15 protein-coding genes are annotated in these 11,752 nt (G+C 55.7%); 6 read left to right on the forward strand and 9 right to left on the reverse strand.

The features are described 5' to 3' along the window. Nucleotides 1–620: 620 nt before the first annotated feature. From ACSOSI_RS19990 to ACSOSI_RS20015, 6 genes are read left to right on the forward strand one after another with little or no spacing between them, the layout of a single operon-like run. Entirely contained in the window at nt 621–884 is a 264-nt protein-coding gene (locus ACSOSI_RS19990; protein ID WP_476706024.1) for a helix-turn-helix transcriptional regulator, read from the forward strand. Next, entirely contained in the window at nt 881–1,126 is a 246-nt protein-coding gene (locus ACSOSI_RS19995) for a hypothetical protein (RefSeq protein WP_262211164.1), read from the forward strand. Before ACSOSI_RS19990 ends, ACSOSI_RS19995 begins: the two co-directional genes overlap by 4 nt. Before the next feature lie 5 nt (nt 1,127–1,131). Then, complete coding sequence (locus tag ACSOSI_RS20000) at nt 1,132–1,677, forward strand: host cell division inhibitor Icd-like protein (RefSeq protein WP_262211165.1); 546 nt, start codon at nt 1,132–1,134, stop codon at nt 1,675–1,677. Further along, the gene (locus ACSOSI_RS20005) at nt 1,674–1,937 is read left to right on the forward strand and encodes a hypothetical protein (protein ID WP_017891201.1); all 264 of its coding nucleotides are present in this window, start codon (nt 1,674–1,676) and stop codon (nt 1,935–1,937) included. Before ACSOSI_RS20000 ends, ACSOSI_RS20005 begins: the two co-directional genes overlap by 4 nt. Further along, on the forward strand, nt 1,934–2,269 hold the full coding sequence (locus ACSOSI_RS20010; protein ID WP_151415990.1) for a DUF5375 family protein: 336 nt from the start codon (nt 1,934–1,936) through the stop codon (nt 2,267–2,269). Before ACSOSI_RS20005 ends, ACSOSI_RS20010 begins: the two co-directional genes overlap by 4 nt. Before the next feature lie 14 nt (nt 2,270–2,283). Continuing rightward, nucleotides 2,284–4,617 (forward strand): primase-helicase zinc-binding domain-containing protein, encoded by a 2,334-nt coding sequence (locus tag ACSOSI_RS20015; protein ID WP_476706025.1) that lies wholly within the window; start codon nt 2,284–2,286, stop codon nt 4,615–4,617. Between the two features lie 376 nt (nt 4,618–4,993). Here ACSOSI_RS20015 and ACSOSI_RS20020 read toward each other — a convergent pair whose 3' ends face one another. From ACSOSI_RS20020 to ACSOSI_RS20060, 9 genes are all read right to left on the reverse strand, one after another. After that, entirely contained in the window at nt 4,994–5,446 is a 453-nt protein-coding gene (locus ACSOSI_RS20020; protein WP_476707285.1) for a cupin domain-containing protein, read from the reverse strand. A 96-nt stretch (nt 5,447–5,542) separates the two neighbouring features. Further along, nucleotides 5,543–6,157, reverse strand: a complete 615-nt coding sequence (locus ACSOSI_RS20025; protein WP_476706026.1) for a helix-turn-helix transcriptional regulator — start codon at nt 6,155–6,157, stop codon at nt 5,543–5,545. A 1,121-nt stretch (nt 6,158–7,278) separates the two neighbouring features. Beyond that, the gene (locus tag ACSOSI_RS20030) at nt 7,279–8,247 is read right to left on the reverse strand and encodes a reverse transcriptase domain-containing protein (RefSeq protein ID WP_476706027.1); all 969 of its coding nucleotides are present in this window, start codon (nt 8,245–8,247) and stop codon (nt 7,279–7,281) included. Continuing rightward, nucleotides 8,240–8,773: a fimbrial protein gene (locus ACSOSI_RS20035; RefSeq protein ID WP_476706028.1), complete on the reverse strand. Its 534-nt coding sequence runs from the start codon at nt 8,771–8,773 to the stop codon at nt 8,240–8,242. Before ACSOSI_RS20035 ends, ACSOSI_RS20030 begins: the two co-directional genes overlap by 8 nt. Further along, complete coding sequence (locus ACSOSI_RS20040) at nt 8,770–9,261, reverse strand: fimbrial protein (RefSeq protein WP_476706029.1); 492 nt, start codon at nt 9,259–9,261, stop codon at nt 8,770–8,772. Before ACSOSI_RS20040 ends, ACSOSI_RS20035 begins: the two co-directional genes overlap by 4 nt. Nucleotides 9,262–9,274: 13 nt before the next feature. Next, nucleotides 9,275–9,757 carry a fimbrial protein gene (locus tag ACSOSI_RS20045; RefSeq protein WP_476706030.1) on the reverse strand — a complete coding sequence of 161 codons (483 nt, stop codon included), beginning with the start codon at nt 9,755–9,757 and terminating at the stop codon, nt 9,275–9,277. Nucleotides 9,758–9,771: 14 nt separating this feature from the next. Then, on the reverse strand, nt 9,772–10,278 hold the full coding sequence (locus ACSOSI_RS20050) for a fimbrial protein (protein WP_112350009.1): 507 nt from the start codon (nt 10,276–10,278) through the stop codon (nt 9,772–9,774). 9 nt (nt 10,279–10,287) lie between these two features. Next, on the reverse strand, nt 10,288–10,950 hold the full coding sequence (locus ACSOSI_RS20055; protein ID WP_476706031.1) for a fimbrial protein: 663 nt from the start codon (nt 10,948–10,950) through the stop codon (nt 10,288–10,290). 38 nt (nt 10,951–10,988) lie between these two features. After that, nucleotides 10,989–11,738, reverse strand: coding sequence for a fimbria/pilus periplasmic chaperone (locus ACSOSI_RS20060; protein ID WP_115183981.1), 750 nt, complete (start codon nt 11,736–11,738; stop codon nt 10,989–10,991). Between the last annotated feature and the right edge of the window lie 14 nt (nt 11,739–11,752).

The raw sequence follows: 11,752 nt of genomic DNA on the forward strand, positions 1-11,752 counted from the left end.
TTTCGGGTGAAGAATGAGGATGTGACAACATCGGTTTGACAGTGCACCTGGTCATCACATCATGTTGATGGTCGGGAATTATCTCTGGTTTACCCTGCGTCCTATGTGAGGCCAATCGACTCGACTGCCGTGCAGCATCGCAGTTTTCCCGGCAAAGTTTTTTATTGGATAACCGTTCTAAACGCTGGCTGGAAGACCACCACTGAGGTTTTAATTCTTATATAAACTATTCACTACTGTTCACTTAAGTAAAAAACATAATTAAATCAATAAATAAAACCGTGACTAGTGAGTTTTAAACTCATCACTCAGTGTTCACCACTATGCACTCAACCAAAAATAACCTCTTCTCTGGCTAGCCGCAGTTAGGCTTATTTTTGATGTTCCTACCTATTTATAACCCCTCATTGATTGCTAAAAATTATGGGGTAATAACGAGGAATGACGAAGAGTGATGGGTTAATGTGATTCGGTGTAATTTGTTGTTTTTATATACGACTCCCTAATCCACCACACAACATCCCCTTGTTGCCAACCCCCAAAATATTCACATAATAGGGTGCTACCAGAGTTCACACAGTCCCGGTCAGAGCTGACCGGACACAAAGAGGTAGCAATACATGCTTTCAGTTTCCCGTCCCGTTAACACCACACCTTCCCCTGCTGTGCACAGTGATTACACCCCACGCGAACGCTTTATTCGTCTGCCGGAAGTGCTTTACACCACCGGTCTGTCACGCTCTACCGTTTACGAGATGATGACCCGCGAGCAATTCCCGGCCCAAATCTCGTTGGGCGGCAAAAACGTCGCCTGGCTGGCCTCCGAAGTGGAGCAGTGGATGGATGAGCGCATTGCCAACCGTCATCAGAGGGCCACCGCATGATGCAGTTAACCCTGGGCCGACACAGCTTTACCCTGAGCGACAACGACGCGCTGTTTGTGGCCGAAGCTATCCTGCTGCAACGCCAGCACCCGGATATTGTCTTACCGGAACACCGCAGCACTAAACACGGTGTCATCCGTCTGACCAGCCGCCAGGGCGCACCACACCTGTTTTGCACCGGGCCGGTGTCTCTGAGCGACGCAGCCGCCGACACCCATCACCACCTGCAAACCGGTCGTTGATCACTATGCGATCGATTGAACGTCCGGGGGCGTCTTACGGCTTGCCCCCACGTCCGGCGCTGCGCTATAGTCCCCCCGCTGTCGCAAAATCGGCAGCCGGGCGTGGAAACCCGAGTAACTTATTGGCGACACAACACGCGCCAGGCGTGTTTTTTTATGTCGTAGCCTGTGTGCGCTCATTTTTTGCGCGATGGATGTTATGCTATCGCAGCAGTCAAACAATGGTGGCTCAGGCGGGGCTGACTTCGGTCAGGCCGGTTTCCAATAAGGCCGGTATTTCCACCCCCGTCTGGGCTACCACCCATAAGCGTGGAAACTTCGGTGGTAGCAATAACCAATACTTATTGGAGGCTGCCACCATGGCTACGACCCTCATCCCGACTCACCCCAAATTCTGTTTCTTGTTTGCGGCTATTCGCCGTAACACCCTGACGGCAACCCCGTGCATGTTGCGCACCGTGGCGGATTCCGAGCGCAGTGCCCGCCGCCTGCTGGCACGTGACTATATTCTGGCGTTTGCCGGTCGCCTGCCCGTACAGGGGGTGGCATGAATACGCTGGCCGCCCGTTTCCACAGTGAAACCCATTACGCCATTCCGCATGCGGACTTCCTGCGTCTTCAGCACGCACATTCTACCGGCGTGCTGTTCCTTGACATGCTGGACAGTCTCGACCTGAGCGGGCAACGTCCCGACGGCTTTCAACAGGCGGCTTTCGCCTCGGTCATTGCCGTGCTGACTGACCAGCTCGGCCACGTTGTCAACACCTGTGAACCCCAACTTCTTGCCAGCATGGAGGCACCCGCCGCATGAGTACCCAATCCTGTTTACCGATTGAAGTCCGTACCGCCGTTTTCCGTCGCGCCGTGGCACAGGCCTATAGCGACACCTGTGCCTTTTACCGGGTGAGCCTTGGCTACACGCTGGACGAACTGCAGATGCTGATTGCCAATCGCCTGGAAGGGTACTTTGTGCAACAGCACGGCGCAGAAGCGGGCATGGACATGGCATGCACGATGCTCAGCGATATGGTGCAGCCGGATGTGTTGGTGGCACCGCCGCGCCTGACCACGCTGGGGCAAAAGCTGATGGACGAGCTGTGCTGCGACCATCTGGCAACTGCCAGTCACGCTACCGTGCATTAAGGGAGAACAAGACGATGAACGCCCATTTCGTATCACAGACCGTACGCACCGCCACCGGCCATTGGCCGGTGATACTCCCGGCCCTTGGCATTGCCCTGCAACCGAACGGCAAAGCCCAGCCGTGCCCGGCCTGCGGCGGCAAAGACCGGTTTCGCTTTGATAACCAACAGGGGCGCGGCACCTGGTTCTGTAATCAGTGCGGCAGTGGCGATGGTCTGAATCTGGTTGAGAAAGTACTGGCTGTGACTGTCAAAGAGGCCGCCGTGAAGGTGGCCGGGGTATTGGGTGAGCAAACCGGATCCGCATGGCCGGAGTACAATCTGCAACAAGAACAGCAGGACAAAGCGCAGGCGCGAAATAACGCAGCGCAGCAGGCCAGACAGCTATTTGCCAGCGCCCGGCAACAAGCCGGGAATGCCTACCTGACCACCAAAGGCTGGCCGGACACCGATACCCTGACATTACAGGGGCCGCCACTGCGCGTGGGCGGTATCACTTACCAGCCCGACGACCTGTTGTTACCCCTGACCGACAGTGCCGGTGAGGTGGTCAACGTCCAGTTGATTAACGCCGCAGGTGACAAGCGCACGCTGGCAGGGGGACAGGTGAAAGACGCCTGCCATTTCCTGTCCGGCCAGAATACTGACGTTATCTGGCTGACCGAGGGTTATGCCACCGGCCTGACCGTGCATCAACTGACAGGGGAAAGTGTCTGCGTGGCGCTCAGTGCCAATAACCTGCCCGCGATGGCGCAACAGCTGCGCGCTCACTACCCCGATGCGGAGCTGCTGCTGGCGGCGGACAATGACGAGAACGGCACCGGCCAGACCCGCGCGGCCGAGGCCGCCCAATTGAGCGGCGGTAAGCTTGCATTGCCGTCAGAAACCGGTGACTGGAACGATGTTTACCAACAACAGGGCAAACTGGCCGCGCTCGCGCAGTTGACGGCCTTCAGCCAGCCCAAGCAACCCAGTCCGTTTGATACGCTCAGCGATGCGGACCTGAAAGCCATGAGCGCCAGTGAGAAGGCAGAACTCCTGGCTGAACATTATGGCAATACCCTGGCGGTGCCATTAGTCGGTGAGGAACTGTGTCGCTACACGCAGGGTGCCTGGCAGGTGTTGCCGCATCGGCAACTCAGCCGGGAGATTGCCGCGCTGTTTCAGAAGGTCCGTGCGCCGTTCTCGGCGGCGGGTATCAACAGCATTCTGGATACGCTCAAGCTGATGGTGCCGCAAATGGGTGAACCGGTGAGGCGCCTGATTGGCTTTCGCAATGGGGTGTTTGATACCGCTAGCGGACAATTCAGTGCACACCATAAAGAGCATTGGCTGCGCACCGTCAACAGCGTGGACTACACCCCGCCGCGCACGGGAGAAAACCTGGCCGACCATGCGCCGCATTTCTGGCAGTGGCTGACGCGGGCGGCAGGGAACAATCACGACAAGCAGGAACGCATTCTGGCGGCACTGTTTATGGTGCTGGCGAACCGTTACGACTGGCAACTGTTCCTGGAGGTGACCGGCCCCGGCGGCAGCGGAAAAAGCGTGATGGCCTCCATTGCCCGCTTGCTGGCGGGTGCCGACAACACCACCTCTGCGACCATCGACAACCTGGAATCGGCGCGGGAACGCGCCTCTGTGGTCGGGTTCTCGCTGATTATCCTGCCTGACCAGGAGAAATGGAGCGGTGACGGTGCAGGTATCAAGGCCATCACCGGGGGCGATGCAGTGGCTATCGACCCGAAATACCGCGATGCCTACTCAACCTACATCCCCGCCGTGATTCTGGCGGTCAATAACAACCCGATGCGTTTCAGTGACCGCAGCGGCGGTGTCTCGCGTCGCCGGGTGATTATCACGTTTCCCGAAGCGATACCGGCGAAGGAACGTGACCCGCAGCTGTTGGAGAAAATCAGCGGAGAGTTGGCGGTCATTGTCCGTCACCTGATGCAACACTTTGCTAACCCGAACGATGCCCGTGATTTACTGCAGGCACAGCAGAGTTCAGAGGAAGCATTAGCCGTCAAACGTCAGTCCGACCCGTTAATGGACTTCTGCGGCTACCTGACGACCCTGAGTACCCCGGTGGGCATGTTAATGGGGAACGGCAATATCAGACCGGCCAATCCACGGCGTTACCTCTATCACGCCTACCTGTCGTTTATGGAGGCGCGTGGGCATCAAAATACCATGAACCTGACCTCCTTCGGTTTGGCTGTGCCACAAACGCTCAGGGAGCATGAGCTGACGTTGCTTAAACGCAGAACCAATCAGGGCATGCAAACCAACCTGACGTTGAGTGAGGAGTGTGAGGCGGACTGGTTGCCCAAGTGCGATAGCGCATGATGTAGCGTTAAAGATCGGTGAGACCGATCAATCAGCAGTTATTGATCTGCCGAACCCATTGGACGCTTACTGATGAGGCGGCCTATAGTGGCGGTGGAGAAAAGACACAGAGCAACACCAGGGCATCGCGCGAGCCATATTGTGGCTGACATCATAACAATAACAGCAATAATCACTAAACCGGCTCAGGCCGGTTTTTGTCTATTCAATAGCTCCTATCACTCTTTGCCTTTTCGGAAAGCAGTCCGTCTTCGCCACGTAACAGCCTTGCAGTGATGCACAAAGTGACGCCGTAAAGCGTGCCTTGGATTGGCATGCCTTTAGTCGCGTGTTGAAGTGAGCCTCCCCTGAAGGCGGAAGCTACAAATTCAGGCTATTATTTATCCGCAATAAAATAATTATCGGTTCCGCTGATGGGAATATAAGCCCGGATCCATTCGTCACCGTCGACCATCTCCCAACTGTGCCCTTCCCCTTCAGTATCCTCCGCCAACAGTACCGTGCCGGGGGCGATCATAAAGGTAGAACCGTCGCTGACCTTAAATCTTAATGTGCCCTTGAGCGTCACCACATACTGTTTTCTTGGTGCCGGGTGAACCCCTTTTTGCCACTCTTCAATGGTATTACTGAACCAAAAGCTGTGTGCAGGGATTTTCTTTAGCCCCGGAACGCTGCCTTTAATAAAGGCGGCGCGGTTGTCTGGTGTGTTGATTAAACGGTACGCGGGTAACCGACCATTATCATCGCCCTTTTTAACCGACTCCGTATGGCCTGCTAGTGAGAACGTTAACCCTGCGGTGAGTAACAGCAAGAGTTTTGCTTTATTCATCATTAATAACACTTTCCTTGTTAAAAAAATCCGTGACAACCCCACCCCAAAATTTAAAATTAGGATCAGTGTTGATACCTTCGATCTCTTTGTCTGTTAGCGGGATGAAAGCCCTCCGCGCAACATCCAGTTAAGCAATTCGTTATTGCGGGTGAAGTTGAGTTTTTTCATAGCCGAGCGTTTATGCGAATTCACCGTTTTGACTTGCAACTGCATAGTTTCGGCGGTTTTCACCTGGCTATTACCTCGTTTAAGGTGGCGCAGCACTTCACATTCACGCGCACTAAGCTGGTTGTCGGTACAAGGGCCACAGCTGGGCGGCGGTTTGGCAGGCATATAGCGGCGATTGCGCATCGTCTCAGTGATCATAGCCAAAATATCATCCACCGGTTGGTCGCGGTAGATAGTGCCGCTTTTGCGGGTACAGCGCAGCGCCGACGGGCAGATATAGTCACGACTATCCCGGATCACAAATAAAATCGGAGGAGGCTTCTCGGGAGGAAAATAGTGGCAAACCTGATCGATCGAGCCGTAATTGACGGCATGCAACACCAAATCGATTGCACGGTCACAGGGGTATTGCGACACAAACGTGACGGACTGTACGTGGTTGTTATAGTGATCGTTCAGCATCCTGCAAAGACCACTGCGGTAATATGTATTGTGGTCTATTATAAGAATATTGATCAAATCAGGGATCATAAGTTTCATAACACCATTCTGGTATAATTATGTTTTACACAATCCACAAAGTGTAATGAGGTGATAGCATGCTATTCAGTCAGCATTACGTAAGTACGCTTATTGACCACCATCCGGCACACATAAACTTACCGGAAATCTAATCAGGCTTTATATGTAATTTATTTCGACAATCATAATCACCGCTACAGACATTGCAATACCACAAATAGGTTCTTGACAATCATAGATACAATTCACAATATCCAAAATAAAATGGCATGTGTTACACCCAATAATTTGTCACGGCACTTCCAGTACTAGCACGCCCGACCCGGTTTGAACACCGACACTCGTAGTATTACCAGAGAGTACGGCACGGATAGTTACATTCGTCACGCCTTTAGAAAATTGGATTTTAGATCCTAAAGGATTATTGTTGGCAGAAATCCCGGCCACCAACCCGCTATTTCCAACCTTTATGACTGACTTGGGAGAGTTGCGGAGAGTCAGTGTCCCGGTGGTTTTACCGGTGCAGTTGATTGGAAAAGGTAGGGACATTTCAGCTTGTACGGGGCCTGGGGGTAGCGCTCCGAAATCAAAGGTGAGCGGCGGACCCATTGAGCAACTTACGGGTTTTGGGCCAAGTGTAACATCGGTTGGCGCTAGCCACTGTCTGCCACCGGCAATAGTCCATGCGCCAGAGAACGGGCCGTTCTCACCGCCATTGGGCAACGACGCCTGGACGCGGACGCGCAAGCCACTGAGGAGTTTTTCCCGTAGACGCTGTTGCAGTTCGGGTTGTGTGCATCTATAGAGTATGGGTTGTTCGGGGAACAGCACGTCACTATTAGCTTCGACACTGATGTAGTAAGGGGTTCGTTGGATAAGGTAAGCCTTACAAGATGCATTTGATGCGGAGCCAGGTGTGAAAGAACCAGTTATTACGCCGTAAGCCATACAGATGGAACCAACAGATGTGCCGGTAGGGCAATCGAGCTTTACGGCGCCCAAGGCAGGAGGTGGGGCGAGGACAAGAGAAGATGCGAGGATAGCAATGGCGACTAATGGAGAAGGCAGCATAGTATTAATTTTCTCGATTTTTTTCGATCTGTGAAAATAGAACAGACGGTGGGATATGCATCGGAACTTCATCTGAGTTCTTTCAACATCCCCTCCGCCCAAAAAGTCCACCGTGCCTCATACGCCCGCACCCGCACCCCGGTATCTGCCAATGACAGCCGCTGTCGACGAGCTTGCTCGTAAAGCCGCACACGTTGCGCACGGTGGTTTTCTAATGCCCGGGGCGCGATGGTGGCCCCCGCGGTGCTGAACTGCACACCCAGCCAGTCAAAATCCTGTTCAATCCTGCCCAACTGGGTTTTATCCGGATGGGTCTCAAACCCGCCCAGGTTAAAAAATGCATGTAACCCTTTAACGCAGCGCCGCAGTTGCCGGCGCGTACGGGTGAACACCAAAAAGTCATCCATATAGCGTGCATAAAAGGTGCCCTCCTGTACGCTAAAGTAACGGTCGACGAGGTGCAGTAAACTGCCGCCGATTAACGGGCTGAGTGCACAACCCCGACAAATTCCGTGTTCTGGCGTATAAAACTCCCCGCCATCTTCCACGCTGTAATGCACATACTGCGCAATCACATCATGCAGCACCGGGTTGGCGATATACCCCCGTACCTGGCGCATCACCTGCGCTTTGAGCATATGCCGGTAATAACCGCGAATATCCGTACGGTAAACAAAAGCATACTCGCCGGAGCCTAAGGCCTGACGCACTTCTACTACCGACTGGCGGCTGCCGCCATGCCCACGTAAATGCGCACAGCGTTTATGGGTCGGCAGCAGCCGTTCGGCCTGTAACGCCACCCACTTCAGTACCAGTGCATCTTGCGCGCACCACTGCACCCAACTGCGTTCTGCGTAATGGTGCACCTGCATCGCCGACAAGCGGTATTGGCCGCTCACCACCAGGGCATACAGTGCCGGCTCCAGCCGTGGCCGGTGATAACGCAGATGCCAGATATCCGCATTGGCCGGCGCATGTCGTCGGCGTTGATATAACCAACGCCAGGCCGCCTGCCAATCCGCATCCGCCCTATTCATACTCCAGGCCAAAGGTGGCGATAGCGTTAAACGGGCCGCGCTCAATGGTCTGGTCGGCGATCGCCTTTGGCTCACCTTTTACATAGGCCCGAATGGTCAGGGTATTGGCCCCGCTCACCAGTTTGTAACCCGGCCCCTGCTTGTTCAGCAGCAACGGTGTGCCGTCCTCGGTTTCCATCCCAATACCAATGCCGCTGGCCTGGCTGCCCGCCTCCAGTGCCAACAGCCCCGGCAAATTCAGGTTCTCTTTGCCGCTGAAGGTCACCTTCACCGTTTTGCCCAGGCTCAGGTCACACTCTGTCAGGCGGATCTCGAACGGCTGGCTGTTAGTACGGGTGTTCAGGTACAGGTACTTATCGATCACCGTGCCAAAATCCAGCAGGATCTTTTCATCCCCCGGCGGAATGATGCAGGGTTCCGCCACCAACGCACCGTGGAAACGCATATTGTCCGCCGCCAGCGAGGGCTGGATCACTACCCACAGCAGGCCAATCAGCGTGCCGTAAATTATCTTTTGTGCCTTCATTGGTACACCGCCTGCAGGGTCGCCGTGGCGACAAACTTGCCTTCTTCCAGCGTCGCCCCCGGCCGCTGCACCGGCACCGCTTCAAGTTTTGGCGGGCTGGCCGGGTTGACCGGTATCGGCAGGTTCAGCTCAAACGGCTTGCCGTTTTGTATCAGCCGGATACCCAGATCGGTGACGTCGGTACGTACCGCCGCCTTGTCATAGGCCGCCTGAGTGCCGATCACCGCCAGCGTCATGTTCCATTTGCTGGCGCTCGGCTCACAGGTGATGCGGTAACTGACCGGCTGCAGGTAGTTCACCCCGTTCACCTTCTTGATGCCGACCCGCTCGCCAAAGTCGACGTCAATATCCTCGCCGTTGTTGATGCTGCACGCAGGCGGCTCAATCAGCGTGCCACGGAAGGTCACATCGTCCGCCGCAGCCACAGCAGCACTGAAACACACCCCAGTCAGCAACAGCATTCGGGTCATCGCGGAATATCGCGTCATGCTCGCGCTCCTGTTAGCGGTAGTCGATCTTCATGGTGGCCGTGGCATTAAAGGGACCGCCAGTTAGCGCCCCCGTTCGATTTTTTGCCGGCACAGCTTCCAACACTGGAACCGTCGGGTAGGTAAAGTTAAACCAGCGGTTAACCCCCTGCACTGTGCCGTCCTTGAACAGCGCAATGGCAAAGTTGGTTTTGTTGCCGTTGAGCCACCGATTTTCGAACCCCGCAGCCGTCCCCTCGATCTGCATACGCAGCGCATTGGTGGCATTACCGGTACAGCTCAGGGTGTAGGGCACCGGCATTTTTTTATAGCTGGTGCCGTTCACTTGCGAGGTCATCACGTCGTTGCCAAAGTTAACCTCGATCGGTTGACCATTGTTGATGACACAGGGTGGTGGCTCAATCAGGGTGCCGTAAAAACGCATATTGTCTGCCTGCGCGCTGCCACTCAGTAGCATGCCGGTGGCCCACAGGGCCAGAAGAGTACGATGTTGCATCAGGTTGTCTCCCTTCACTGGTATTCGACCTTCATGGTCGCCCCGGCGGAAAATGGCCCGCCCTTCAACGTTGCCCCACTACGCTTGGCCGGTACCGCTTCCAGCTGGGGTGGCGATGACGCGTTAAAATTCAGCCAACTGTTAATCGGGTAGCGCCTGTCGTTATTGAGCAACGCAATGCCAAAATCGGTCTGATTGGTCCTCAACATAGCGTTGTCAAACCCGGCCCCGGTGCCCTCTATCAGCATTTTCACCGCGTTCGACGGGCCACCACTGCAGTTTATCGAATAGGTCACCGGCATCTTTTTGTAGGCCGAGCCGTCTACCCGGGTGGTCAACACATCATTACCGAAGTTCACTTCGATCAGATTGTTGTTGTTGATCACGCACGGCGGCGCCGCCACAATGGTTACCTTAACGGTGACGTTGGCCGTTTCAGCCGCCTGTGCGACAGGAAATACAACCAACAGCGCCAGACTCAACGCACTAACCAGGTACCGCGTATCAAAAATGCTGTTCATAGCGGCCCCTCAGTCATAGTTAAGCCGGAAATCCAGGTGGGCCGAATAAGCCCCAGCCTCTAACGGCGCACGCGTACGTTCTGCCACCAGTTGGTAGTTCAGCGCATCTTGCCCCGGGGTCAGTAACAGGGGTGCCCCACGGCTGCCGAGGCGGATGTCCCGCCCCTGGCTGTCGGTCATGCGCAACCCCAGCCCACCCGCACCCCGTACCTGCACCAGTTCAGGGCTGTTGGCATCCGCCGGAGCGGCAAAGCTCACCGACACTGCCGGTTGGTGCGTACTCCACAGCACGCTGCCGGTGCGTTCATCGCGGTTATTAGCCGGGCTGCGCAGGCAGTCTTTCAGTTGCAGGCGCACCGCCACCGGCGTGCCACGGTCACCCACTTTCAGCAGCCGCCCGGTGCCGGTCACACCCAACTGCACCGTCTGGTGGGCCGAGGCCATCTCCAGCCTGCAGGCGCTCTCGGTCAGGGCGCCGCGCACCCGCAGCACACCGTTGGCGCCATCCACATGGGCATTGTCCGCCGCCTGCGCCATGGATGCCGGTAACAGCACCAGCACCGCACCCACGGTCAAGGGCACCATCATCACCAATGCCGCGATCACCAGCGCGTACTGCCGATCGTGACGGTGGTAAGGTGACCGCGTTCCTCGCCGAAATATCCTTTGCATGCTGCTCTCCTGGCCGTTTAGCTCGCGGGTGTTACCCGTTATTTTTTATCCGCATTCACCTGACAAGACGCACCGCTGCAGCGGAAGGTCAATTGCGGGCGGCCACCGTAGTCATTCACATAGGTCAGTACCGGCGTGGCACCGAGCGCTGCGGCACTGACACTCAGGGTGTCGCTGCTCTTGGGTGCGACCATCAGCGGTTCAAAGCCTGGCGCACTAGCACCGTCTTTTTTGCTGCTGGCGTCAACCAGAGTCACGTAGTACGGGGTCGGGTTGCTCACCTGGTACTTGTCGCCCTGTTTACTCAGGGTGATCTGCTCCTGCCACGGCACCGCCGCTTCGCTGTTGGTCACCGCAATGGCCTTCGGGCGGTAGAACAGTTTGATGCGGGTCTGCAGCGCCAGTTGCAGGGTGTTCGGCTTGTCGCTCTTCGGTGGAATTTCCCGCAGGTTGAAATAGAACAGCGACTCGCGGTCCTGTGGCAGCCCGGCAGCCGCTGGCAGCCCTTGTACCTTGACCTGACTTTTGGCCCCCGGCTCCACCCGCTGCACCGGTGGCAGCACCGTCAACGGGCTGACGATTTTGTTGCCCTGCGCGTCTTCAATCCAGCCTTGCGCCAGGTACGGCAGCTGTTTGTTCTCATTGCTGATGTTCAGGCTCACCGACTTGCTGTCGCCGTTGAAAATTACCCGGGTGCGGTCCAGTGCAATCGCGGCCTGAGCCTGCTGTGCCGCCAGTGCGCTCAACAGTAGCGCACTGATTACTGTGGTTTTGTTCATCAAAATCATGGTCTGTTACTCGT

The sequence above is a fragment of the Serratia sp. AR11 genome (assembly GCF_056376275.1).

Excerpts from the sequence above, each read along its gene's own strand:
- ACSOSI_RS19990 (WP_476706024.1), top strand. The coding sequence starts at position 621 with ATGCTTTCAGTTTCCCGTCCCGTTAACACCACACCTTCCCCTGCTGTG.
- ACSOSI_RS19995 (WP_262211164.1), top strand. The coding sequence starts at position 881 with ATGATGCAGTTAACCCTGGGCCGACACAGCTTTACCCTGAGCGACAAC.
- ACSOSI_RS20000 (WP_262211165.1), top strand. The coding sequence starts at position 1,132 with ATGCGATCGATTGAACGTCCGGGGGCGTCTTACGGCTTGCCCCCACGT.
- ACSOSI_RS20005 (WP_017891201.1), top strand. The coding sequence starts at position 1,674 with ATGAATACGCTGGCCGCCCGTTTCCACAGTGAAACCCATTACGCCATT.
- ACSOSI_RS20010 (WP_151415990.1), top strand. The coding sequence starts at position 1,934 with ATGAGTACCCAATCCTGTTTACCGATTGAAGTCCGTACCGCCGTTTTC.
- ACSOSI_RS20015 (WP_476706025.1), top strand. The coding sequence starts at position 2,284 with ATGAACGCCCATTTCGTATCACAGACCGTACGCACCGCCACCGGCCAT.
- ACSOSI_RS20020 (WP_476707285.1), bottom strand. The coding sequence starts at position 5,446 with ATGAATAAAGCAAAACTCTTGCTGTTACTCACCGCAGGGTTAACGTTC.
- ACSOSI_RS20025 (WP_476706026.1), bottom strand. The coding sequence starts at position 6,157 with ATGAAACTTATGATCCCTGATTTGATCAATATTCTTATAATAGACCAC.
- ACSOSI_RS20030 (WP_476706027.1), bottom strand. The coding sequence starts at position 8,247 with ATGAATAGGGCGGATGCGGATTGGCAGGCGGCCTGGCGTTGGTTATAT.
- ACSOSI_RS20035 (WP_476706028.1), bottom strand. The coding sequence starts at position 8,773 with ATGAAGGCACAAAAGATAATTTACGGCACGCTGATTGGCCTGCTGTGG.
- ACSOSI_RS20040 (WP_476706029.1), bottom strand. The coding sequence starts at position 9,261 with ATGACGCGATATTCCGCGATGACCCGAATGCTGTTGCTGACTGGGGTG.
- ACSOSI_RS20045 (WP_476706030.1), bottom strand. The coding sequence starts at position 9,757 with ATGCAACATCGTACTCTTCTGGCCCTGTGGGCCACCGGCATGCTACTG.
- ACSOSI_RS20050 (WP_112350009.1), bottom strand. The coding sequence starts at position 10,278 with ATGAACAGCATTTTTGATACGCGGTACCTGGTTAGTGCGTTGAGTCTG.
- ACSOSI_RS20055 (WP_476706031.1), bottom strand. The coding sequence starts at position 10,950 with ATGCAAAGGATATTTCGGCGAGGAACGCGGTCACCTTACCACCGTCAC.
- ACSOSI_RS20060 (WP_115183981.1), bottom strand. The coding sequence starts at position 11,738 with ATGATTTTGATGAACAAAACCACAGTAATCAGTGCGCTACTGTTGAGC.